The organism is Anaerostipes rhamnosivorans (genome assembly GCF_005280655.1).
Taxonomy (GTDB): Bacteria; Bacillota; Clostridia; order Lachnospirales; family Lachnospiraceae; genus Anaerostipes; species Anaerostipes rhamnosivorans.
In genome coordinates this window covers 378,770-404,854 of sequence record NZ_CP040058.1, presented here as the reverse complement: position 1 = coordinate 404,854, position 26,085 = coordinate 378,770, and the positions used below count along the sequence as shown (strand labels likewise).

17 protein-coding genes and 1 pseudogene are annotated in these 26,085 nt (G+C 40.1%); 1 reads left to right on the top strand and 17 read right to left on the bottom strand.

Annotated features, from left to right (window positions below; genetic code table 11):
- Positions 1-45 precede the first annotated feature (45 nt).
- From AR1Y2_RS02015 to AR1Y2_RS02005, 3 genes are all read right to left on the bottom strand, one after another.
- A complete protein-coding gene (locus AR1Y2_RS02015) occupies positions 46-705 on the bottom strand; it encodes a TMEM175 family protein (protein WP_175403565.1) in 660 nt (219 codons plus the stop codon).
- 14 nt (positions 706-719) lie between these two features.
- Positions 720-1,346, bottom strand: coding sequence for a MarR family winged helix-turn-helix transcriptional regulator (locus tag AR1Y2_RS02010; protein WP_137327464.1), 627 nt, complete (start codon positions 1,344-1,346; stop codon positions 720-722).
- Between the two features lie 183 nt (positions 1,347-1,529).
- Positions 1,530-4,007: a DsrE/DsrF/DrsH-like family protein gene (locus AR1Y2_RS02005; RefSeq protein WP_137327463.1), complete on the bottom strand. Its 2,478-nt coding sequence runs from the start codon at positions 4,005-4,007 to the stop codon at positions 1,530-1,532.
- 174 nt (positions 4,008-4,181) lie between these two features.
- On the opposite strand from AR1Y2_RS02005, the pseudogene AR1Y2_RS18290 reads away from it, so the two are divergent.
- Positions 4,182-4,691, top strand: a pseudogene (locus AR1Y2_RS18290) (thioester domain-containing protein); the annotation flags it as partial.
- A 724-nt stretch (positions 4,692-5,415) separates the two neighbouring features.
- Here the strand turns inward: AR1Y2_RS18290 and AR1Y2_RS17950 are convergent.
- The 14 genes from AR1Y2_RS17950 to AR1Y2_RS01930 form a co-directional block, all read right to left on the bottom strand.
- Positions 5,416-5,667: a hypothetical protein gene (locus AR1Y2_RS17950; protein ID WP_243118918.1), complete on the bottom strand. Its 252-nt coding sequence runs from the start codon at positions 5,665-5,667 to the stop codon at positions 5,416-5,418.
- A gap of 510 nt (positions 5,668-6,177) precedes the next feature.
- Positions 6,178-6,672, bottom strand: a complete 495-nt coding sequence (locus tag AR1Y2_RS01990; RefSeq protein ID WP_137327461.1) for a hypothetical protein — start codon at positions 6,670-6,672, stop codon at positions 6,178-6,180.
- A 30-nt stretch (positions 6,673-6,702) separates the two neighbouring features.
- Positions 6,703-7,053, bottom strand: a complete 351-nt coding sequence (locus AR1Y2_RS01985) for a DUF5412 family protein (protein ID WP_137327460.1) — start codon at positions 7,051-7,053, stop codon at positions 6,703-6,705.
- A gap of 686 nt (positions 7,054-7,739) precedes the next feature.
- Positions 7,740-8,186, bottom strand: coding sequence for a hypothetical protein (locus AR1Y2_RS01980; protein WP_137327459.1), 447 nt, complete (start codon positions 8,184-8,186; stop codon positions 7,740-7,742).
- Positions 8,187-8,265: 79 nt separating this feature from the next.
- On the bottom strand, positions 8,266-8,967 hold the full coding sequence (locus AR1Y2_RS01975; protein WP_137327458.1) for a hypothetical protein: 702 nt from the start codon (positions 8,965-8,967) through the stop codon (positions 8,266-8,268).
- A 259-nt stretch (positions 8,968-9,226) separates the two neighbouring features.
- Entirely contained in the window at positions 9,227-10,339 is a 1,113-nt protein-coding gene (locus AR1Y2_RS01970) for a hypothetical protein (RefSeq protein ID WP_137327457.1), read from the bottom strand.
- A gap of 767 nt (positions 10,340-11,106) precedes the next feature.
- Positions 11,107-12,198 carry a hypothetical protein gene (locus AR1Y2_RS01965; RefSeq protein ID WP_137327456.1) on the bottom strand — a complete coding sequence of 364 codons (1,092 nt, stop codon included), beginning with the start codon at positions 12,196-12,198 and terminating at the stop codon, positions 11,107-11,109.
- 973 nt (positions 12,199-13,171) lie between these two features.
- A complete protein-coding gene (locus tag AR1Y2_RS01960) occupies positions 13,172-14,815 on the bottom strand; it encodes an ankyrin repeat domain-containing protein (protein ID WP_137327455.1) in 1,644 nt (547 codons plus the stop codon).
- A 7-nt stretch (positions 14,816-14,822) separates the two neighbouring features.
- Positions 14,823-22,010, bottom strand: coding sequence for a DNRLRE domain-containing protein (locus AR1Y2_RS01955; RefSeq protein WP_175403563.1), 7,188 nt, complete (start codon positions 22,008-22,010; stop codon positions 14,823-14,825).
- 201 nt (positions 22,011-22,211) lie between these two features.
- A complete protein-coding gene (locus AR1Y2_RS01950) occupies positions 22,212-22,667 on the bottom strand; it encodes a hypothetical protein (RefSeq protein WP_137327453.1) in 456 nt (151 codons plus the stop codon).
- Between the two features lie 17 nt (positions 22,668-22,684).
- Complete coding sequence (locus AR1Y2_RS01945; protein ID WP_137327452.1) at positions 22,685-24,082, bottom strand: M56 family metallopeptidase; 1,398 nt, start codon at positions 24,080-24,082, stop codon at positions 22,685-22,687.
- Entirely contained in the window at positions 24,063-24,440 is a 378-nt protein-coding gene (locus AR1Y2_RS01940; protein WP_137327451.1) for a BlaI/MecI/CopY family transcriptional regulator, read from the bottom strand. The genes AR1Y2_RS01945 and AR1Y2_RS01940 overlap by 20 nt, the downstream gene beginning before the upstream one ends.
- Before the next feature lie 143 nt (positions 24,441-24,583).
- On the bottom strand, positions 24,584-25,186 hold the full coding sequence (locus AR1Y2_RS01935; RefSeq protein ID WP_137327450.1) for an AAA family ATPase: 603 nt from the start codon (positions 25,184-25,186) through the stop codon (positions 24,584-24,586).
- Positions 25,183-26,085 carry a PfkB family carbohydrate kinase gene (locus AR1Y2_RS01930; RefSeq protein ID WP_137327449.1) on the bottom strand — a complete coding sequence of 301 codons (903 nt, stop codon included), beginning with the start codon at positions 26,083-26,085 and terminating at the stop codon, positions 25,183-25,185. The genes AR1Y2_RS01935 and AR1Y2_RS01930 overlap by 4 nt, the downstream gene beginning before the upstream one ends.

The following is a 26,085-nucleotide window of genomic DNA, read 5'->3' as shown; positions in this document are numbered from 1 at the left end:
ATGCAGCAGGGGGGCCTGGAGCCTGCCTGCTGCATATTTTTACTTTTAATGATTTTGAATCCTCATATTCCCCGGATCCCCGGCGGCCAGATTCCCCAGTGACATAAGCACAGGGAATACTATGAAACAGACAATGGAGATCTCCGGGAAAAATACGGAGAGACCCAGGATCAGCGAAGGTCCTGCCAGAAAGAACAGAAAAAGAGCAACAGGCCGGACTGGAGGCCGTCTGCCGATCTGCCTCTGCTGTCGGATCTCATTTCCGGCCATTTGATTCTCTATTCCAAGCGACCGGAAAAGCCATCGGATCCCCACATCGTTCAAGATATAGATCACAGAGTACGCCATGGCTGGAATCAGGCTCGTGGGAAATTCCAGCAGCCATTTCATAAAGACAGGGATCAGTGACAATAAAAATAAGTAAATCATATTTTTCCATATAAAATTCACAGATACCTCTTTGATCCCGCCGAACAGACGGTGATGTCTGTTCCACTGCATTCCCACAATTACAAAACTTGCAAAGTAGATTAAGATAGATTTTCCGAAGCCAAGCATTTGTGATACATCCATGCTTTTTGGCAGAGGAATCTCCAAAACCATCAAAGTGATGATGATGGCGATAAACGCATCAGAAAAACTTTCAATCCGTCCGGAGGAAACACCGTACTGCCTGAATCCTGGAACAATCCTGTTTTTATGCACCAACGATCACCTCTTTACTCTTTTTCTTTGAAAGGATGTGGATGTGGGTGCGGATGAGGATGGTGCCCCGGTCCGCGGAATCCATCGAACCGTCCGAAGCCACGGAAATCCGGTCCTTTTCCTGCTGGTCCCCTAAACTCTTCTTTTCCTTCAAAGAACCTCTCGAAAGCCTCTTCCCTCTGGCGGCGCATCTCTTCAAAATCCTCTGAATTCTCTCCTAGTTCATTTTCCAAGGCCGCTGCCACCCGTTCCAGATACTCCGCGAGCTTTTCTCTTTCTTCCTCAGACAGGCAGTCAAAGATCTTATAAGTATCCGCCGGAGCTTCATTCTCCTCCCGTCCTTTGTCTGTGAGCCAGTTCAGCACGATCCTCTTATCCTGTTCGGAAGGCTCCCGTTTGATATAGCCGTTTCGCTCAAGCTTGGCAAGTAGTTCGTTTAGGGAAGAAACCCGAATCCCAAGTATGTGCGACATATCTTTTGTGCTGATCCCGTCCTTAAGCTTTAAAAGTGACAGCAAACGTCCCTGCCCCCGCTCCGGATCAGCCATTGGTCCGGCTGCATGATGGTTTTTAAAATGACGTTTCTGCATAAGCCATTGTACTTCTGTAAGTTTTCTGTAGATGATCTCATTCATATCCATAATAAATCTCCTTTTTTGAACTGCATTCTATACTAACGGTACCTGTTAAATATATTATAACGGTACCTGTTATAAAAGGCAAGACTTATTTTGATAATAACAAAAAACGTTTCCGGAAGTCTTCTATCTGCATCCGAAAACGTTTTTCTATTAAGATCCTATAAACTCCAAAGATGATTTTTCTTATATAAAAAGGTTTACATCGGAATTTTCAGCGTCTCCCAGATAGGATGCCACTCCAGCAAATTCTACACTGTCTATGATCTCCTCCTTCCGGATTCCCATCACATCCATGGACATGGTACATGCCACCAGCTTCACGCCGTTTTTAATGGCCTGCTGCATCAAAGTATCCAGAGTATCCACATGTTTATCTCTCATGACTTTTTTCATCATTTTAGTTCCAAGGCCGCCCATATTCATCTTGGACAGCTTTAATTTTTGGTTTCCCCTCGGCATCATCGCGCCGAACATTTTTTCAATCAAGGATTTCTTAACCTTCTGGTTCTCGGGCTTCCTCAAAACATTCAGCCCCCAGAAGGTAAAGAACATGGTCACAGGCCTGCCCATGGCAGCAGCCCCGTTGGCGATAATAAAGGAGGCGAGAGCCTTATCCATATCTCCGCTGAACACTACCATAGTTTTGCCATTGGCCGGGTTCTGATCCGCTGATGCCGCACATATATCACGCCCCTGGGTTCCCTTCTGGATATAGACAATGTTCTGCTTTCCTTCCCGCTCTTTTTTTACAAGTGTGTTCCCGGTTCTCTGGCACCAGGATTCAATATCTCTCGGAAATCCCATGTCTGTGGCTGACACCTTTACTGTCTCCCCATCATCCATTTCCTTCAAAGTCTCATGGACTTTCATGATCGGACCAGGACACTGCAGTCCGCAGCAGTCCACCAGACGAAGTTCCTTTTCCCCTGCTGTTTTGCTCTTTTCTTCCTGTGTAATCTCTGCCAAAACCGGCTCCTCTGGCTTCTGGTAATGCATAGACTGATAAAAGCTTGTTCCGCCCTCCAGAACTTTTACGTTGGTAAATCCGTTCTGCATAAGAATCCTCGCCGCGTTGTAGGACCGCACACCAATGGCACAATAGGTAACGGTGAGCCGGTCCTTCGGCAGCTCCTCAAGCCGCCCTCTCAGCTGCCCCAGAGGGATATGATGAGATCCTGGGATATGAAATACCATCCTCTCCATATCTTCCGTCACATCCAGAACTGTCATGTTCTGTTCCCATCCGTCCTGGCTCATAGTTTCATCCAGCTCCTGATAACCGGTAAAAGATACTGTATGTTCCAAAACATTTTCTGCTGTGAACCCAAGCATATTTACCGGATCTTTTGCAGAAGAATACGGCGGTGCATAGGCAAGTTCCAGCTCCTCCAGATCATAGACCGTACCGCCCATTCTCATAGCTGTTGCCAGCACATCGATCCGTTTGTCCACTCCTTCCTGTCCCACAGCCTGGGCTCCGAGAATCTTTCCTTCCATGTCAAATAAAAGCTTCAATGTTACCGGAACTGCACCGGGATAATATCCTGCATGAGACTTCTGGTTGATCAGCACAGCCTCATAATCCTTCCCTCTTGTCTTTCCCATACGTTTAAGAGTTTTTTCATTTACACCTGCTGCTGCCGCGCTCAGATCAAATACCTGTGCCACAGAAGTGCCGAGGGTCCCTTTGTAAGTTTTCTTTGCCCCGGCAATGTTATCAGCACAGATCCGCCCCTGCTTATTGGCCGTTCCTGCCAGAGGGATCATGGACGGCTCCTTCAAGACAAAATTTTCAACCTGGATCACATCCCCTACTGCAAATACATTTTTAGCGGAGGTCTTAAGTTCCCCATCCACCAGAATGCCTCCCCTGGCATTGAGCCTGATCCCTGCCTGTTTTGCAAGCTCACTGTTAGGGCGTACTCCTATCGAAAGCAGCACCAGATCAGCCTGCACTTTTCTCCCGCTGTTTAAAGTAATGATTGTATTTTGATCCTCTTGTCCAAAAGAAGCAACCCCGTCTCCCAACAGGAGCTGTACGCCGTTTTGTTCTATATTTTCATGTAGAAGCTGAGCCATTTCAAAATCGAGAGGAGCCATCACTTGATCCTGCATCTCAATGATCTTAACGTCTAATCCTGCATTTTTTAAGTTTTCTGCCATTTCAAGGCCAATGAATCCTCCGCCTATGACTGCTGCTGTCTTCGGCTTTTTTGTCTCCAGGACCTTCTTAATCCGGTCAGTGTCCGGCACCGTCCATAGCGTATAAATATCTGGACCGTCAATGCCCGGGATCGGAGGCACTACAGGTGAGGAGCCTGTTGCAATGACAAGATAATCATAGGATTCTTCATACACTGTATCATCGACCAGATTCCTCACTGCTACTTTCTGCTGCTCCGTATTGATCCGTATCGCCTCACTCTGTACTCTGACATCAATACGAAACTTATTCTTCATAGCCTCCGGAGTCTGCAAAAGCAGAGAGTCCCTGTTCTTTATTACGTCCCCTACATAGTACGGCAAGCCGCAGTTTGCATAAGAAATGTATTGCCCCCGCTCCAGCAGGACAATTTCCATGGTTTCATCTTTTCTCCTGAGACGGGCCGCTGTTGTCGCTCCGCCTGCCACACCGCCGATGATCACTGTTTTTTTTCTCATTTATTCCACCTCATTATTTTTATAAATCTGTTGTTATCATATCTTATAAACAGCGGTGTCTCTGTGACCACATCACATAACTTTGTTTTGGTGGTTCCTTGTCGGATTTTCCCGAACGTTCCTTTCTTTCTGTTCATAATCTATTATTACAACAAGCTTTAAGGAGAATTATAAATGAATTCAACGAATTCAATAAAGGCTGTCCAGGCGATGTCCCGTCCTTTTGTTATCTATACAGATACAGATCTGACCGGCACTGCCACCGGTGATCCGGAAGTGCGAAGTTATTGTTCGCTCCCATCAACCTCTGAATCCAGATACCGGCTGGATAGGCCTGACCATAATCAAATATTCCAGTTTCGCCTGACCCAGGGCGGAACGACTCGATATGCCTACTGCCTTGATAAATTTGCCGACGGCCCTTATAATGACGTCCCATACGAAAGCGCGCCTTTTGAAACGATCTTTCCCGCAGCAACTGCCCGGCAAAAGCAGATGCTTGCCTGGATTCTGGCAAATACATTTCCTGCTGTCACTGCCGGTCAGACGTTCCAGCTCACAGGTACAGATGCTGCAGCTTCTCCGGTTCTCGATGACAACGATGCATATGCGGCAGTCCAGATCGCCATTTGGGTACTTCTCGGCCAGATTGCGCCAAGTGAGGTAAGATTCCTGGACTGTACCGATGACACGGAACATCCAAAATCTGCACGGATGCGCCAGGCTGTCTTGCAGCTGCTCTCGCTGGCAGGGGAATTTGCGGATTCCACAGCAACACCTGCTACGCCTTCTGTTGTAAACCCTTCCTGTCAATGCAGGAACACGAAGATTGACTGTTGCAACACCGGCTCTGCACCCTCTGCTTCTAACATACCTTATCTTATTTTTGAGGGCTGTCCCGATGATCTCCGTACCATATGCGGCCGCCTGTTGGTGGGACCTTTCAAGCTCCGGTCTAACTTTGTTGGAAAACCCAGCATAACTGTAGAACCGTTCTGCGTCTGCCAGGATGGCTTTTCCAGCTCTTTTATGGATTTTTGCGGAAATAGTATCGAAGCTCCGTCAATCGGCCAGGAATTCTATATTGCCATTCGGTCATGCCGTGCCTATACATGTTTTACTGTCACTGCATCCTTTACTGGAACCATTTCCGGAGTTCTCTTGATGCGTCCTGTCAGCACGGCACTCAATTACCAGCCGGTCGGTTCAACAATAGAAAATTATCAAGTCACTGTCAATGCTTCCATCTGTCTCTGTACAGGTTCACCGGGGGAAACACATGAAAAAAGTTATGATCAGAGAGGAATCAACATAAATAATAGCAATAATAATAATAACAACAACAATAATAATAACAATAGCAATAGCAATAGTAACTCAAACAACGGCGGGGTATCATGCCCACCTCTTAACTGCGGATACTGCTGGCCTCCATTCTGTTGGCAGCCGCCTTATTTTCCTGAAATGCCTTATCCGCCAAGGCCGCCCTATCCACCAGAACCACCTTACCCTCCGAGACCTCCTTATCCGCCAGAACCACCTTACCCTCCGAGACCTCCTTATCCGCCGGAACCACCTTGCCCTCCAGAACCTCCATGCCCTCCGAAACCACCTTGCCCTCCGAAACCACCTTGCCCTCCGAAACCACCTTGCCCTCCAAAGCCGCCTTGCCCTCCAAAGCCGCCTTGCTGCTGTCCGGTAAAACCTGAGTGCCCAGAAAAGCCATCCTGCAGTCATACGAAAGAGCGGTTTTAACTTAGAAAAATATACCTTATTGTGCGGAGCACGCCCATCCGAGGGGTCTAAAATGCAGTGTGCCCTGTAGGTATGACATGTTCCACATGATTTCCGTTCGGCTCTTAGAATGCCTCACTCCAATCATGTAGAACATGGACGTAGTGTCTGCTGGATAAGGATGACAGTTAAACAGAAGGTGCCATCCTACGATATCTTCATTGTCGGAAGGAGGCCTTTCCAGAGCCGACTGGAGATAATGGAGAAAAACTCTTGACATTTTTACCACTATTGGAGAAGCACATTTCAAAAGTGCGACGGAAATAGTGGTGAATAACTAGCCCCACATTCCATTCATTATATAATAAAAGTAAACTCCACAGTTCGTACTAAGAGATCTGTGGAGTTCCTATTTTGTTGCTTTCATAGCATTCTTTTATTGTTCTAAATTTAGATTGTAACTTTGACCTTTTTTCTGCAGTAAAAATCTTTTATGATTCTCCGCCTCGTCTTTTTGGAATCTTCCACCTTCTGTCAGATGGGTTTTTACTATGAGATAATCTTGTCCGTCTTGGTGTTCTATATCGAGATGTATGTTAATCGTCGTTTTATACCAGTTATTCAGTTTATGATATCCTATTGTAAGCTTGTTTTCCTTTCTATTCTGTGCAGCCTTGAAAGGAACAGAAACAGTATATTCTCCATAATCTGCTTTTTCTTTCTTCAGTAGAATTTCCTCTTTATAGTCCCAATACTCGCCTGTATCTTCATACTTGATCCCATTATGGCTCGACTCATTTTTCATTGCCTGAGTAAATCCAGGTCCATAATTCATCTTTACTTTTACATAGGGAACATCCAGTTGTATGAACAATATCATAGCTAAAATAAAGACAATGCCAATAATAATGATCTTGGATTTACTCCTCATATATTTGCCTTTCTTAATTTCTACAGACTATTATTCATGTCTGAAATCATATACATCGTTATGTATGTTTAATGTTATTCCATTAATTTGTATTTCAGAGTCGGAAAGCCATTTGATTTCTGCATCCTCACAATGATACTCAAAATATATATTTTTCTTTACTTTTGTCTTCTTGTCTGCGATTTCAACAATTACAGAAAAATCTACCGTTGCATTGTCAATACCGTGATATGCGTTTGCAATATAGCTGCCATTTGGCGAATCAATGATCTTAAATACCACTCCCTTTGAAACAGCCTGAGTATCCCAGGTAAAATGATAGACTGTCCATCCCAGGAACAAAAGTAGTACAACAATAAAAATCCATTTTCTTTTTCTCATCAGCTATATCTAATCCTCATACCGCTTAGCGAATTCCAGAAAAGTCTTCCACGAACTTTTTTATAATTACACAAAACCGCCATTCACAAGACATCCCACACCGAAGCTACAAAGTACAATAAGTCCCCTTTGTTTTCTGTTCTCTTTTCCCATTAGAAAAAAGACTGCTACTAAAACTAAAAAATTGATTCCAGCTCCACATAATAGATCTTTTCCATACGATGACAATATAAATGCACAATACATAGCAGGCAGACTTGAGATGATCACCGAAATAAAACCTAATCCCTGATACCAGGACAAAACCAAACCTATGACAAATAGCATTAACGCGGTAATGATAAGGTTAACAATTCCATAGCTTATATCGGAATATCTTTGTTCTCCTGAGTTAAGTAAAAATCCCGTCGCCTAAAACTACTTTCATAATAATCAACAATTCTGTTCGAACAGCAGTCAAGAATCCAAGACAAATTCCTAAAAATAAGATTATCATTATCTTAAAGCTTACAAACTTTAAAGATTGACTATTCATAACCATTCCCCTTTAAGACCTCTAATTCACGGCTGAATCCCTTTATCTTACAATATTTCAACAAAGTTGTGCTGCCCTTTATGTCTGGGTCATTTTTATCGATGTTTTTTATAGTTATATCTTTATCTGCACCCTTTTTTAAATAGTACTCTCAAAGTTTTTCTTTTGAAACTTCTATACAATCATATTTATCGTAAAGAATATAGAACAATATATTGGCCCCGTGACTGTCCCGGAAATTCACATCTGCCCCGTACTTCATCAGTAGTTCTGACATTTTATATACATCTTCTATTTTTGGAAGTGTTGCAGCCAGTTCCAGCGGTGACATCTCAACTGAATCCACAACCCGATTCAGATCTTCTCCCTTCTCCAGATGTTCTTTCACTCTGTCATAATCACAAATCATAATGTCGTATACCAGTGTGTGCTCCTTGCCCCCATAACTGACCATAACATTACTTGCCTGATCATTATCCAGAAAGTCATCGTAATCTCTTTGCAGCATAATGTATATAGAAACACTCATACCTGCGATACAAATCAGAATTATAATGACAATGATCAGCAGCGTTTTCCAAATTTTTTTATACCTCATAATATTTTTCTTTCATTAATTATATCTGTTTCCTCTCGTATCGTTTTTAATAAAACATTATTTTTTCCTTATCATCTTGTTATAAATGCCACTTTTCATATAATTCTTTATAGGTATAGCACTGTGTATCCTCGCTAAAATTTTCATCTGTTATGACAGCTGGACCTACCGGAGATTCATCTGTAAAGCACATCATGTACCCTGCTTTCCCTTTTCTCTCTTCTGAATCATATAATATACCCAGATTATTAAATCTTTTTCCCGATTTGTCGGTGTCAACAAAAAGTGTAAAATCGTCTTTTTCTGTTTCCTTTTTAAACATCCATGTATAGTCATGTCCTGTCATCGTTACTACTTTTCTGCATCTGACCTCATCAAATTGCTCATTCCTTATTTTTTGTTTCCATGATTTATGGATATCCTCCAAATCAAAACCAAGTCTCTTTTGATACTGTTTGAATGTGCACTTCTCTTTTGAAATCAGCTTTTCATTTTTATACCTTCTTAACACACCATTTTCTAAATATCCTCTTTCCCTTTCCAAATATTCAGCATAATCTGCTATGATACTTCCTTTATCAGAAACAATATGTACGAAGTATTTTGTTTTGATATCCAAATAGATAGAATAGTTTTCAGGTAAATCTCCTGAAGTAACACTTTTGATAAACTGTTTCTGTATAGTAACCTTTTTCTTACCCCCAATACCGGGCGTGAACAACCATAACAGTATAACGATTATGAACGCTGTGAGAACTGCAAACACTCTAAGAGTCCTCATTATTATTCCCTTCTTCTAACTTCTTATTTTCCATGGATGCAAATTTTCTTTATCTTAAGTAACCGTTTAATGTAGCTATTATCAGAGGGAAGTCAACGGTAAAGTTCCTCACCAAATCCAAAATGTATATGGATTATTATTGCAGTTTTTATCCCGATTCTGTAATATCCTATATTTAATTTCTTTCCACTATTGTATATTTCTTTTTTTCCTTCTTCCGCTAATATTTCTTTCCATTTTAAACTTTATCCCCAACTATCTAACTAATTTTTAGCATACGTAAAAATTCATTATCATCATCAGGGTAAGAACAAAAGATCAAATCATCTACCACAAGCAAAGGATACCAGCTCTCATTGGGCATTTTCATCTTTTTTTCTTTCTCAGAATCCAAGTTATAAATTTGGATATATCTTTCGTCCGGACTATCCCAATGGGTATTAAATCCAATAATTACTGATGAATTATAAACAAAATCATAAGCGTTATCAGAAAAACCATGTTTTATTGTATCTTTTTTAAGACCTCTATATTGATATAGCCTCATCTTATGATCTTTGCCATGACAAATATAATATACCTTCTCTTGATTTACCATAATCCCTTTATATCGGACGACATCCTCCTCATTTTGTAATTCATTTTTCCATGCCTGCCCTCGTACAATTCTATCTTTCAGACTCTCCAAATCAACCTTATGAATTCCTACTTCCCCATGTTCTGTATAATACAGATTGTTTTTATAAAAACAGAGATTTCTCACATCTTCTACAACTTTTTCAAGCTTTCTGCTCTTAGGGTAAAATCGAAAAACATTCTCAGACCCATCATCTTCGGCTAACAGGTATATTTTATCGTTATGTATTTTAATTCCATCAATAGATTCAATTTCTTTCTGTTCCTTAGCGGAAAGAAGTCTTTTAATATTTTTTCCATTCAAATCGCTTTTAAAAACACTTCTATCATGAACGTAATATAGACTGTCTTTTGTTAATTCCAATCCGCCTTCGTTTTCTTCTTCTGATTTATTTTCCAGCCGTATGATGGTTGTTCTTTTATTGTCCTTTTTGTTGATTCGAGTGATTTCCTGTTTTTCCGATTCATAAAAAACAAACTGGTCATTTTGAACGATGGTAGAGGAAAAGGCAGGATAATAAGACTCTGCTATTTTGTCATGTTTTAAATCAAATCGATCTGATAAATGCTTTTGTTCCCTCTGACACCCCACAAATATTAAACTGATCATCATAAAAAATACTATGTTATTTTTATAACTTAAAATTTTCTTATCTACAATACTGCCTCCTCTTAATCTATGGAAAATATTATTAACTATAAAAAGACAAATCCCTAAAAAAATAATATATATCATTCTAATCTCCTATTATCTATTCAGATTTTTTCTATCATAAAATAAATTGCTCTCATATATCTTTCAGAATAATTTCTTTATAAAAAATAAAGACACAAGTAGAATTATTGTTACAACTGACGTAATATTTGCATTACTTACAGACCAAAGTAGCAGGTTCTCAGATTGTATAACTGTTTCTCTTTTATTCTCTTCTTTCATGAGTTTATTCCGAATGATATAATATCGAATTTTCCTACATATGACTTCTGTTTTTTCTAACTGAGGTAAATTTTTTTCTTACATTTTGTCAGTTCTGTTCCGTCATATTCATATGTATCCCCATTTGCACAATCAATATATAATTTATTTTTATTAATTGATATATAATCATATCCAGTTGATGAATAAGGCAACTGTAATGTCTTAACATAATTACCTTGAAAATCATATACTAAGATCTTGCTTTTGGATTCTGACATACAGTATAGATTTTCTTGAAAGCATTCTAAGCAATATATATTACTATATTTAGGATTCTGTTCTACGACAATTTTAGCCTCCTTAACATCACGTAAAACAAAGTGATTAAATTCACCCAATCCAAAAAATACAACGATCCATAGAATAGAAAAGAAACTAATACATCCCAGAATGTTCAATATTGAGTTTTTTATCATTTAAACTCATTCCTTCCTCAAGAAACCAGTACCCATCTTGGCCTTTATCTATTAAAAACCTCCAAACACATTCTTTACCAATACCAAAACTTATTTCCTAACCTATAATTACAATAATGCAGCCATCTTCTTGTTTCTTATTAACTTTCCTCGATAATTAAAAACAAGCAATCTCCTCTTCATAGTATTTAATATCTTACTGGAAGAATAACTTAAATCAATTACAACATAATCCTTATAAAAGTTAATATCCGTATAATGTTCATTATTTTTAATGTACTTTTTTATATCATGAAAACTTAAAAGTGAGATTATTTTTTCTTTCTTGCCTGACTTAATATTTAAACGGTAAAAATCTGATTTTAAATTGCTATAGTATAAATAACCATTCTCAATTTTTGCTTTTTCATTTAGTAACTCATCTTCTCTTTTAATATTTTTAACCAGATACCTTTTTTTCTTTGTTCTTTTATTGTACAAAACAATATTTGATTCATCTATAATTAAGAATTGTTTCGAATCTACATAACCGATCCACAGTGGCGGCTCATTTTGTGGGCATCTGACGATTGATTTGGTCTGTTCATTTATTTCTAAGACCTCCTTGGAGTACCTATTCCAACTATAGAGATACCCATGATCAAACCGCAATATATCGGACAAATTTTCTTTTAATACTGTTTTTATTTCTCCATTTTCCAGATTCTTTTTATAAAGATAATTCTTTTCTTCTTTGAATGTTGTTTCTTCAATGTTTAAATAATAGATCTCTTTTGAAGAGACTGTATATAATCCTACTTCTTGTAATATTTTTCTGCCTGTGCCAACACCCTTTAATTTTTTTGAGTATAATTCAATCCCAGGTCCTTCTCTAAAATAATTATAGTATACTTTATTGTTCTGGACTACCAACATATCTCCATAGGAATAAAAAGGAAACAGACAATTCCCTATTAAATACTCTCTATTCTTATCAATATCATATAGGTACAGCCGTTCTCCAAAAATAAATGGAAAATTCTTAATAGAATTTGTTTTTCTGACTAAAACACAATTTGTTTGTGGGGAGACCTCTGCCATATTGCTAAACTCTGATGAATTATTAATCCTTATTCCTACTTTCTGAAAAAATAACAGACATAAATTAAATAGTCCAACTACAATACATATACTTACTAGAATTTTAATCAACCTCTTCATACTCTATCCTTTCTGCATATGTAATTGCAAATTGAATTAACAAGAGTGGTCCCTTTGATGGATATTAGGCAATTTATTGTTTCTTTTTATATTTCTTAAACAACTTTTTAATTATAGAATAAATAATAAACAAAAGAGCACCAATGCAAATTAAAAATAAAATCAATGTTATAGCTTGAAGAAAAATATCGAATAGAAGTTCTTTATCAAATCTTACTATTTGTGTATTGCAATTACTTTGAACCATATTTGTTTACTCCTTTTAAACCTTAAGTAACGTTATAAAATAACGATATCCTTGTCCTACCGTCATACTTATTTAGAATCTTTCTTATACAAAAGATTATTGAACAGTTTCTGATCGCCTAAGTACATATTTTCATGAATAATTGTAGTAAAAATAACACAACCATCTTTAAAAAAGCTGAAATCTACTTCTCCTTCTTTTTCTCTGATCTGTGTAAAAGAATGATATGATTTTAATATTGCAATACTCTCATTACAGCAATAAAATAAATGTCTATTATCAGGGAGCTTTTTCCTTCTTTGAGTATGAATGATATGTTTCTTTCTTCCTTCATATTTTGAAACACGATCGCTTTTTATATGAAAATGCATAAGCTGTTTAACGATATCAAAATCATTATATTCAACATCCTCCCAACAGTTTCTCAATGGCTGAATAACAGCAAATGAGTCACTTACTATTTCTAAAATATTTAAAACTTCTAAATATAAATCACGGTCAATATTCTTTAATAAAACTAAATTAATATCTGATATATCCTTAAATGACCTTTTTACTCTCTATAGTTCTATTGTAGCAAGTACCTAATGGATGATAATAATTATTCAATATGATTACAACATAAGCATTACATTTATTATAATAGAAGCCATAACACACCTAAACTAGCCATGCTATGGCTTATAAAAACACATTTTTAAAGTTTAGTACATTATCTCATGAAAATCAGTTTTTACTTTTTAAATAATTGATATTCCATGTGTATCCCGCCTCTTCTGCAATTTGCCTACAATCTTTCCCATCGGAATCCTTTTTATTAATATCTCCTCCATTCTTTATCAAATACTCAATGATCTTTATGCTCTCTCTTCCACATGCCATATTCATTGATGTCCATGAAAAATTCTCTGTCTCATCTTTCACATACTTATTTATTTCTGCACCGTTCTTAACGAGATATCTTACCATAGAAAAATCACCAATGTTGATTGATTCCTGAAGCAATACATTTTTCCTGATCTTTCCTTGCGTCATCCCATTTTCCATAATCTCCTTCGCTAAGTGGCTGCCTCCAATCCAAATTAATGTTTTTAAATTCTCCTCTGAGGCCTTTAAGCCTCTTTTACATAGTTCCTGAGCTTTGTAAGTTGAATCATCTAAGCATACACTGTCCAATAAGTTATCTCCATCTTCCTTAACTTTAATTGAATAGTGATGGTCTAATAGATACCTGAAAGTTTCATCATTCACTTGTTCATAGGCATGATACACTTCAATATCAGTTGGTACATACCCCAATTCATTCATCGCTGCAAAGGATTCTTGGTTTCCAAATGCCGTAATAAACTGCCATGAAACTACCTCTCCATCATTCTTATTTTTTTCAAACTTCACATTCCCATCCTTCTTTAATAATCTGGCATTTTCTAATTTCCCTCCAAGAACTGCAAAGGAGACAGCATCTGCTTTATAGTAATCAGTCCTGCTGTTACCATCCAAACCTTCCTGCAACAGAAATTTTACAACATTTGCATCATTACATAGGGCTGCTATTTGTAAACAATTCACACCATCTTCATCTTTCCATGAGAAATCATAACCGACTTCTTTCATAACACTCAGTGTATCCACATTACAGTAGGCCACAGCAAATGATAAAAAACTATTCTTGTTTAAATGTTTTTTGGATCTGTTTTCTTTCAAATACTTTTGTACCTTTTTGTCATCTCCTTGTACTGCATATTGAACTTCTTTTGGTATATTAGGATTTACTTTGTTCTTCTGCATTAATTTTAAGATTTCTGGTGCGAAATAATAATTCATTCCATAATCATTATGTTGATAAAAATATGTAAATAACTCTCGATCCAGTTTCACACCACGATTTGAAAGCTGTGCAATTATTTTTCGTCTATTTTCACAGTTATAAGGATACAAATTACTTACCGCAGCCCTTAAAGGAGAATTTCCTTCATCACTTTTTTGATTTACATCAGCCTCCGCTTTTATCAGTTCTTCTGCTATCTCATATCTATTGTTTTCAATAGCCCAGCATAAATGAGAAAGCTTATCTTCTCCAATTTCATTTACATCTGCTCCTGCCTTGATTAGCATGGAGCAGATTTGTAATTGGATGCGCTCATTTTCTATTTCTCTCAAAGAAAGATCCAGCGGCTTCAACTTGCGATGACGTTTGATATTCTTGTTAGCAATCTTCTTATCATTCGACAAAGCTTCCTTTACACCTTGGATATTTGGTCTACAAATAGATTCATACAACTGTTCTTCTGCCATATTTGTTTGTTTATTACATCCAGTTGTAAAACTAATAACTAAACTTAAAATAAATATCATCCAGCCTTTTTTCAATATTAACCTACCATCCTTTCCAGGAAAATGTCCTCCTCGTTAATGACCCGTTTACCTTCAAGTTTTTAAACTTAGCCTTAGCCAATTTTTTAGATAAATCCCTCATTTGTGTCCTGTATTTTCCACTTGAAGGAAACCACAATGTACCTGTCATTTTTAAAGTAGTTTTTCCCCATGTCTTCTTTTTTGGTAAATATGGTCTAGGAGTAAATCCTGTTAACCACCATGCTTTTCCTTGGTCAGTCGATGTTTTACTATCACGTGTAAATAATTTTTTCCCATTTGCATATAAAGACATTCTCATTCTTAACCTTTTGTTCGAGTCATATGCACAATTCCAGTGTTTGCTCCGGGTTGATTTTCTATAGTATAAACCGATTTCACAACCATTTGCTACCGCTGGTACATATGGTGGCCCATATATACCTTTCCAAAACTGTAAACGCCAATGTGAAGTCTCAATCTTCTTTGTAGTCAAGTCACCCACAGCCCAAGAATTCATATCATAAAAATCATTATATCCTGCGTACATTTGCGGTGCATTTTGATTAAATGCGTAGTAATGTTGTTTTGAACTCCAATATCCTAAAAACTTATGTCCACTTGGATCCACATAGTTCACCGGATTATTAGCACAATAAACATACAAATGCTGGCTATCCGGCTCATTCACTTCCCCACGATAGGTATCCTCAGACAAAAACCTTCCATCCTCTGGATTATAATACCGTGCATTCAGATAATAAAGCCCCGTCGTCTCATCATAACGTCCGCCAGTATAACAGGTTTCATTCTCGGATGTATTATCCCCAACACTATCCGTCTCTCCAAAGTCATCATAACGATAGGAAACATCTACCGTCCCGTCTTCCTTCAAAAGGTTTGTGGTACTTCCCTGGATGTCTTTGGTATACACATAGTATGCAGTTTTATCCCCTGAATACCTCTGGGTCCCAACAATATTTCCGTCTGTTCCAAAAAGATCCTGGGATGTCTGCTCTCCATTGGCATCGGTCGTGTAGGATACGGCTCCGTCCTGATAATAGTAGTTGGTTGTCTTTTCACCTTCTACCCTCTGGGTACGCTGTCCATCTCCATTATAACGATTCTGCTGCACGACAGCATTCTTCCCGTCCTTTGTGACAGATACTTCGGACAGGCGGTTTTCTGCATCATAAGTGCGGTAAATAATCTCCCCGGTCTTTGTATTGGTCTGTCCTATCTCATTCCCGTTCTTATCATAGACATACTGCCTGTTCTCTTTTGCTGTACCATCTTTCCATGTGGTGGAAGCTGTGATCTGATCCAGTCCATTATAATCATAGGTTGTTTTTGTATCACCTTTTTCCTCAGAAAGACGGTTTCCAACCTTATCATAAGTATAGGTAACGGTCTTTTTGCTGTCTTCCTTTTGATGGTCTGTAGTAACAGTCTTTGTAAGTCTTCCCAGCGAGTCATAAGTATAAGCCTTTGTCTCGTTGACTTTTTCCTGATCCTTTTTCGGATAGTTATTTACCTGCGTCTTTTCTACAATGTTAGAATTCTTGTCATAGGAATAGGTATAGGATTCTATCACCGTATCCGGATGTTCAAGATCCGTATAGACCATCTTTGCAACCCGGTCAAAGTCGTCATAGGTGTAAACTTTTTTCACCGCTTTGTCACCTGCAGACAGAATGTTGCGGTAGTCTTTGATCTCTGTCACTTTTCCATAACGATCATAAGTATAAGTCCGTACATCCGCTTCTTTGACATCGGCCCCATTCTTTATATCTGCCTGAATCTCAGAAAGCCATCCATTCTTTGTATAGTGATAAGACAGAGCCTTTACGCCATCCTTTGTTGTGGGATACGTGACTTTTATTATCTTTCCTTCGGAGTCATAGCTGTATCGGATGCGGTGGCTTTTCATCTCATCCGCAGTGGGTTTCTCTGACTGGCTGATCTCAGCATATCCAGTTTTCCTCTGAAGACCATCATACTCACATTCTGTATAACGGTAAGCGGTTTCTGTATTGCCGCTGACCTGATAATCCACCATCTCAAGAAGCTGGTCATTGCTGTCGTAACTATAAGCGGTTTTTAATGATCTTGTTCCTGTATCACTGCCTGCTTCCGGCGCCTCGTAGGTATTCGTCTCGGTTAGACGGTTCTTTTTGTCATAGTGATAAGTTTTGTAAGCACCGTTTTCATAGGTTTCCTTTGTCTTATTTCCATTGGTGTCATAAGTAAACTTGGTGGAAATACTCTCGCCCAGATTTCCTTTATCTGTTGTACTCTCACTAAGTCCTGCCGCATTGGTCACTTCAATATTCTCATGACCCATGGCATCCGTGATGCTTGTAGTGGAAGCCCCGTCACTGCCCATGCTGTAAGAAACGGTAGTGCTGTTTTCTCCCTGAGATACCTTGATGACCCGATTCTGGTCATCATAAGTGTAGGCAATGGTATGTCCGTTACCATCTGTCTTAGATGATTCGTTTCCTTTGTCGTCATAGGCTGTTTGATTCACGATGGATTGATCCGGATCCACAGAAACATCCTGACCAGATACGACAGGATTCTGGATGGTATGGGTCTGTTTCCCATCGCGGTTATAAAGATTTAAGGTCACCTTTCCTTTGACCTCGGCACCCTGGTCCGTTCCCAGAAGAATGGAAGCGATTTCTTTTCCATCTTCGCTAAACACATGGTCTGTATAAATTCCATTGGTCTTTTCCCGGACTGTATTTCCAGAAGTGTCGGTGTAAGTCTGGCTCTGGACGGTGCCATTCACCGTTGTTGTCGTCAGTTCCAGATTATGATAGCTTTTAGTTCCATTCAGTGTATGAATTTCCTGATCGGCATATCCATAATCCGTCGTTGTAGTCTTTGTAACTCCGTCTTTTGAGACTTCTGTCGTTGTTTTCACCCGGTTTAAGGTGTCATAGCTGTAAGATGTAGTCACGCCTGTCTCTGAAACTTCTGACAGAAGAGCACCGTTGGCATCATAGGTCTTTTGGGTTGTCTTTGTTATGCCGTCCAGTTCTTTTTGAACCTTTGTCTGCCTGCCAAGGAAATCGTAGGCTGACTTTGTGATTTCTTTTGTATTTTCATCCTGAGTCTGCGTCTCTCTGCCCATGGCATCTAAGACTGTTGTTGAAGATTCTTTTACATTTCCCTGGGTAAGGGTGCTGTCTTCTGTAATAATGTGATCCTTTTCTGTATAATCTGTTTCTTCTTTGGATTGAAGCTCTCCCTCCTCATACTCTTCTTCTAAAATGACTTCTCCATCTTCGTCATAATCCCATTCAGTCTCTGTGTCCGCAATGGAATCAGATTCTTTTATAGGGTTTCCATTTTTATCATACGAATAAGAGACATTTGAAATGACTGCGTCACCCTGTTTCGTCACTTCTGTTTTTGGAAGGTTCGCCTCTCCACCGGTTCCATAGGTGGTCTGAGTCACTTGTCCTGACTCGTCCTTTTCCATGGTCACATTTTCATTGGCATCATACTGTGTTTTTGTGGTCACTTCTTCAGATGCAAAATTGATCTTTCCTGTATCTGATACCGTCTGATAATTTATTTTTGTTGTTGTCCCTGTGCAGAGCAGTTCATTGTCGGTATTTTCATACTGATAGGATGTCTTATTTCCTGCGGTATTTGTGGAAGTTAAAACTTTTCCATTTGCTTTGTCATAGGTAATGGAATCTTCTGCTATTTTCTCATCATTCGTTTTGTGCTTAGAAACTGTGGTTTGTCCATCTCCGTAAGCTATTTTCTGATACTCTCCATTTGGCTTTTTGACTTTGACTGCCCGGTTATTTTCATAGACAATATCATATGCATTTCCTTTGGCATCCTTAATGGTATTTACAAAACTGGCTGCATCATACCCGTATTCAAATGACACAGATTCACTTCCGTCAGCGCTGCTGTGTACGGCCTTCACCAGCTTTCTTCCGGAATAAGTATATTCCATCTTTGTGCCGTCAGGCAAAACGATTTCTTTTAGAAGATCTGCATTCTCTCCTTCATGATACTTCATGGTCAGCGTTTTAATCTTGTTGGAGGTTACTGTTTTCAGACGGCCTCTGGTGTCATATTCATAGACAATAAAGTTATCATTGGCCTCTTTCATTGAAGTCAGCTGGCCATTGCTGTTAAATTGGTAAATGGTATTATCCTTAGTTGTAATGGTACATGCATAAGTAATATTTTTCGTTACTGTCTTTTGCTCAGACTGGCCTCCCGGTGAATCTGAGGACACATTATGGCTGGCCTCAAAACTAATCTGTTTGGAGGGTCCCTTTCCGAAGACTCCTACAACACTCCCCGCTGCTTTAGACATATACTGTTTCACAGCCGGACTGCTGCCTGTATCAGATGCACTTCTCGTATTTGAAGTTTCTTCCTCAAAGCTTAGCTTATAGTCTTTGGTCTCCCTGGAAACATAGGAATCCCCCTTCTTTTCAAATGTCACATAAGTTCCATCGCTGTCTTCGAATATCAAATTGTCTCCGACCTGATATATTTCTTTGTGAAACGTATCATACCATCCGTCTCCAAACATTCCCGTCTTATCAGACTGGCTGTTGTAGGTCCTGGTAAGCCCCATGTTAAGCTGGCCTGCCGGAATTGTAAAGTCTTCCGCCTGAAAGGTAAGATTACCGCCTGCTTTATCTACGGTTCCATTTCCGTTTGGTGTGCTGAATTCCAGTGTTTCTCTATACTCTTTAGATCCAAGCCACTGCTTAAATTCAGATCCGGCACTCTGTTTCGCATGCCCTGCACTCACAAAATCACTGGTTCCAATGACATTCCCTTTTTTTGATAGTTTTACAGAACGGACCTTGTAGTAATAATCTTTTCCGTCTCCAGCCATTGTATCGACACAATAAGAATCCTTTGCTCCGGCTCTGACCAGATCAGCCTGTCCTGGAACAAAGTCAGCACTCCCTCCTCTGTATACTTCATAACAAATGCTTCCCGGAAGTCCTTCTTTTTTATCCCAGGAAACGATGTTCTTTCCGTAAGAATTGACAAGCTTTGTCCCTGACGGCTTATAGTCGGCAGCCTTGGAGTTGTCGATATAATAGTAGTATTTGGATGTCTCTGCAGTATACCCCGCCTTATCTGTGACCCTCATCGTAATCTGATAAGTTCCAGCATCTTTAAAATTAGATGCTGGAATGGAAACCTGTCCAGCCAGTGCGCTGCCTGCATTGACATAGCTTCCGTTTCCAACCTTATATTCCACTTTTGACAGATATTTTTCAGTCACATTCCATTTTAAAGCGGGTGTCACATTGGAAGACGGATTCTCCTCTGATCCTCCCTTTCCATCTCCGGCATCAATGGTCATACTGTTGATCTTCGGCGCCGTGCCGTCTATGTAAAAAATATATCCTTTCCCAGTTCCATTGATTCCTCCGTTGTCTACTCCCCGGATGACAAACTTATAACACCCCTCCGGCCAGTTCTTGCTGTCTGCCACAGACGCACTTCCGCTGGCTGTGGTTCCAAGCTTGGTACTGCTTGAATAGGCACGGTAACTGGCGTTCACTTCCGCATTCTTCACCGGATCATAGGTTGCAACCCGATATTCTACCCGATTTAAGGACTTTGAACTGATCCCTGCCCATTTTGCGGTGAGTGTCTGTCCCTTTTTCAGGTACTGTGGAGTCACAGATGCAGATGTAGGCGTGGTCGGTCCATCGTAATAAGTCACGCTCATTTTCGGCCGATAACTGGCATTGGAATATCTGGAACTGTAAAACTGCCCGTACTTTTTCGTCTCATCGGCATTTTTGAGCATAACGCCATAAGAGGTAATGGAACCGTTGGCGCACTCTCTGGCATACTTTGTCAAGTTGATCGCTCTTGATTTATGAATCGTCCCGGTTGTCTTGACGCTTCCATAATTGGTAGAATATCCTGGACGGTTGCTCCATGTAAGACCTGGTCTTGACCAGTTGGAAGTCACCCTTCTGGCTTCAATCGTCTGCCCGCTGGTGCTGTCCCCGGTTTCATACATGGTCAGTGTAGCCGAGTCCACATACTTATTTTTGATCTTTGCAGTAAAGTCTTTAAATCTGAGATAAGTCCTGTAGGTTCCCTTGCTGGCTTTTCCCGCCATCATAGCTGTGACGCCTGAATCATAAAAGTTTGTATTTTTATAACTTCCGTTGATCACATACACATCCCAGAAATCCGTTGACCCTTTCCAGGTAACCGTCGGATCAATGGTGATCGGGTATTTCCTATCCTTATCCTTCAGATACTCTTCATCCAGTGTCAATGTTAATTCGTAAGTATCCTTTTCTCCCTGAATCGGTTCCATATCATAGGATAGTTTCTCGCTGTAACCATCCCCTGTGGCATCGTTCATGGTTGGTGCTTCTAAGGAGGCAATGATATCTTCACTTTTCTTGTCATAGAATGTGATTCCTCCGTCCTCTGTATTTTTCTTTGCCTCCAGTCCCTTGGCATAGAACTTAAACTTCAGCTGGTTGCTCTCCGGGATCTCTTTTAATGTGACACTTTCTTTCACTCCCGTATCCAGAGACTGATATAAGAACGTGCAGTTTTTGTCTTCAGACTCATAGGACACGCTGACTGGCAGCTCTTCCTTTTCATCCTCTGCAGTCAGGACTTTCTCTCTCTTAAGCTTTGTCCTTGTCAATTTATTGATAGATGCAAATGCATTTTCCTTATCTACGTCTTTCTTATCACTTTCTGTGCTGTCAGTATTGTTCTGTCCGGTGATCGGTGAAAATGAAATCTCGTATTGATCATGTTCCATCAGCACCGGTGTGGATTCCGTCAGTTTCTTCGGAAGATACTGCTTCTTATCCCCATCTTTATTTTCATATTGATAATCTTTAAGGTTATGGCCGTGTTCACTAGTCTTTTCCTTGATGTCCACAAGGCTTGGGTCATAGTCTTTTAAGTTTCCGTTTTCATCCTCGTACCGCACATCCTGTCCATAAAATACAGACTCTTTCTTTCCGCCTGACAATCGGAATGTGGTGGAATTCTTTGTGCTCTCACTGTCAATGACTTCTTTTACGTTTTTTGTCTCTTCTGCTTTCGTTTCTGCCGCTTTTACATCTCTGGCTGCGGCTAAAATACCGCCCCACTGGACAGATGTAAACATCAAAATGAAAGACAGAACAGCACTGAGCGCTGGCTTCCTAAATTTCTTTATCATAACGTTCTCTCCTTTTATACATTTGCAGCATCTGTTATAATAAAGATGTCCATGTGATACGCTATCTGCTTTTGCAGATATCTGGTTTGCCGGCCATTTGTATTGCATGGATCTTTATTATAATAATTTTCTTATGTATAAGCTTAAAACTACAGGTTCTAAATTTCTCTATTCTTATCACCACCCTTCCATACCGGTACATTACCTTCTGTAATTACCCTTTACAGTAATGGATTTACCTGATTTGTTTTCAACAAAAACTCTATATTTCCCTGTCTTTGTTATTTTAAAAGTTTTGTTAACAGTTCCTGTAGCCTTTACATATTGTCTTGCTCCGCCAGTATTTTTTATGCCTATCGTTACGTTTTTTGTCGTAGGTGCTATCTTTGCATAAATGCTGACTGTACTGCCAGATGTCTTGCTAAATTCTTTTGTCTGTTTAAAGACTGTATTACCTACAGTCCAATTCAACGCATAACTTGTTGTATAGGCAGGCATTAAAACTTCATCTACTGTTTCTACTGTTAACTCTGGATCTTCCTCCATAGAAATATATTCTGTTTCACCATCAATTTCTTCTGCGGAGACTGTAACCGGGATAGCCATTAAAACAAAAAGCATGGTAATTGCTAAACATTTAAAAATTTTCTTTCTCATCTCTATACCTCCATTCCTCACTTGTTCTTCTTAGATATCAATTCATAATCTCCTGCCAATTGAATCTTCTTATCTGTTTGATTTTCCACAAAGAAACGATATTCTCCACTTTTTCTAATCTGGAAGCTATGCTGCAACTGGTCTTTATCCGAGACAAACCTTTGTGTTCCGTCTGGCTGTATAACACCTGCAAGTATTTCACTATTTTTCACTTTTGTGTTCTCATCTTCAGATGTCATTAGCATAATATGAATGGTATCCCCCTCTTCTGCCCGGAATTTACCGCTTATCAAGCTCTCTCCTGCCTCAGGCCACCAGTCAATCCATATGTCCTTCTCCTTCCCAGGCACATCATCCTGCATTGTCCTCTGATTCACCGCAAACATCCCTGCCCTTTTTTTCTCCCCCATTACTTTTGGAGGGTCCTGTTCTTCTTCTATCTTTATGCTGGTCGCATCTTCCAGATACAGATACCCTCTGTAATATCCATAAGACGCGCCTGAAATCGTAGCCACTCCAAGCGTACAAAAACATACAAAGAAGATCTGCGCGCTTTTCCATGGAATCCCCGCCATCTTCCGGATCGAAGCGGTTCTTCTCATTCTGAGTTCCAGCCCTCTGCTGTTTTCATACAGAGCAGATGCCAGATACTGGCGGTACCCGCTTTTTCCCGTGGCAATCGAAATGATCGTATTGAAATACTGCTTTAGGCTTCCGAAGGTTTTGAGCACATGTACATCGCAATACACCTCACTCCAATCCTCGATCTGCCTACAGATTTCCTTCTTTAGTGGATTAAACCAGTGAACACACGCCATAAGATTACACAGCAACTTCCACAGGATATCCTTCTGTTTATAGTGCTCCAGCTCGTGGAGCAGAATGATCTCAAGCTCCTGCTTGGTGTACTGCTCTTCCGGCAGTATGATCTTAGGCCGTAAAAATCCACAGATAAACGGCACCGGCACCTGATAGCTCTGATAGACTTCAATGTTCCGCCTGACACCCAGCTTGTCCCTGCAGTTTCCAGCAATATGCTGGATCTTTTTGTCACAGATACAAGCATTATAAAGTGCCTTTTTCAGTTGTATGAACTTAAGGATATAAAAACAACACGTAACCACTGCCCCAGAAATCCATACGATCCCAATGACCTCCGTTATTCTCCTGATCACAGTCGTAGTTGAAAACAACAGAGTCTCGTGAGAGATTCTCTCAAATATGACTGAAAGGACTGGAACAAAAAATGAAACAATGATAATTTTTAAAATCGCATAATTCAGCCTTGCGTTTCCCTTTTTCTCCAGGCGTCCGCTGATCAGTTTCCAGTATAAGAATAAAACGCTGCCTGTGATCGAACAGAGAAATATCCCGGTGAAAACCCTGATCAGTATCTCAATCGTCTCCCAACTCATCTAAAATCCCCCTGAGATATTGCTGCTCATCCTCTGACACTTTTCCTGTCAGTGTTTTCACCAAATTCAGTTTTGAGCCGTCGAACCATAAATCAACCATCTTTTCCGCCTGTCTCTTTTTATAGCTCTCCTCTCCGGCCAATGCCTTCACGTAAGAATGTCTGCCCCTCCTTTCTACAGATATGTAACCATTTTGCTCCATGTCCCTCATAAAAGTCCTGACTGTGGATCTCTTTGCATCCCAGTCAAACCGCTCTCTGAGTTCTGCCTGGATCTCCTGGATTGATAATTCCCTTTCTGAACTCCAAACGCATTTCATGATCAAAACTTCTCTGCTTGTTAATTCTTTCTCTCCCATAATTTTATATCCCTTCTATTATTTAATTATCTTCCTAATTATCATAACACGGTTGAAACCATATTACAAGACGGTTAATGTAATAACTATAATGTATACAAAAAATCTCATTCTAAATGTAAGAATGAGATTTTTTCTGCTTATTACAGCCATTTCTTCAGTTGTCCTAAAATTTCTTCATAATCAATTTTACTATAGTCGGTCACATCCACCTGGATCAGTCTTCCCAGCTGGAAATCTCCGTATCCCCGTGTCCTGCACCGTTCCATAAAAATGTCATAGTCCACAAAACAGTCCCCTTTGGTCCTGTCTGACAAAACATCTCCCTTGTGATAACGGCTGACGACATGTCCCAGATGGCGGCTGGTGTCCAGGTCTCTTTGTTTGGATCTTTGAAACAACACCTCCAGATCCCCTACCAGGCGGATGGTAACTGCCTGATAGCCATACTTCTCACAGAGCTCCCGAAGCCTCGGTTTCTGCTTTTCGCTGAAAGGATAGTCGGAGATCAAACGGTTTCCCTGCAGCATGGCCTCCTCTATCCTCTGATAATAAAGCTCCCAGCTTTTGTTCTCCAGTGCAGTCTTTTCTTCCATGTTGTCAAAACCGTATTCATCCCAGAACTGCTCCTTCATATCATCCTGGGAGATGACTTGAAAATCCTTTTCCTGTTCCAGTATTTTGCTGCACATATAGGTCTTTCCGGTTCCCGGATATCCCGCCAGTAAAATCAATGTTTTTTTCATCGCTCCCGCTCCTTTAACTTGTCTTCCACCAGATCAAGAGCCGGAATGGACGTCTGCCCTCCTAGGCTTTCCACTGAGATAGAAGATGCCATGGAGCTTAGCTTTAAAATAGAAAGAAGCGGCAGATTCTTTGCCAGACCAAAGGCGAATGCCCCGTGGAAAATGTCTCCCGCTCCGCTGGTATCCACAGCTTTTGCAGGATAGGCCGGAAGATGTTTTAGTTCCCCGTCTGCCTCGTATAAAAGGCCCTTTTCTCCAAGGGTAATGACTGCGTGTCTCTTGTTGATCTCCTTGATCTGCCCAAAGATCTCACGGCAGAGCTCCGGTTTTTCCAGATCTACTGCTTTTCCCGTGTACTGTCTCGCAAAGTCTTCAGAGCAGACAATATAATCCACATGGGGAGCCACCTCCATCGTGCTCTCCCGGCAGGTTCCCGCGTCAAGCACCGATAAGGCAGCCGGATACCGGCGGATGGCCTGTATGCTGAGCTTCGGCAGATGCCCGTCACTTAAGATCACATCAACGTCCAGCGCCGGATACTCATAGTGCTTATCCTGGACTTCTCCGGGAAAGTTAAAAATAGTACGGGATCCGTTGTCGCTGTTGGAGAGGATGATACTGTAAGGTGTTTCTATGTTATCCCTCTCCACAAGATATTCCAGGTGGACTCCAGCTTCCAGAAGAATTCTTTTAATCTTTTTCCCGTAATCATCTTCCCCGATCCTGCTGACAAGATAGGTCTGCTCTCCCCAGACCGCACAGAGATAAGCCGCGTTTAACGCCGGCCCTCCTCCGCACTCTAAACGTCTGGTTACCCGGTATTTTTGGTTTTCAACAAGCGCTGTGTCATATGGTATGACAATATCATAGACAGACTGTCCTACACAGATGACTGCCAT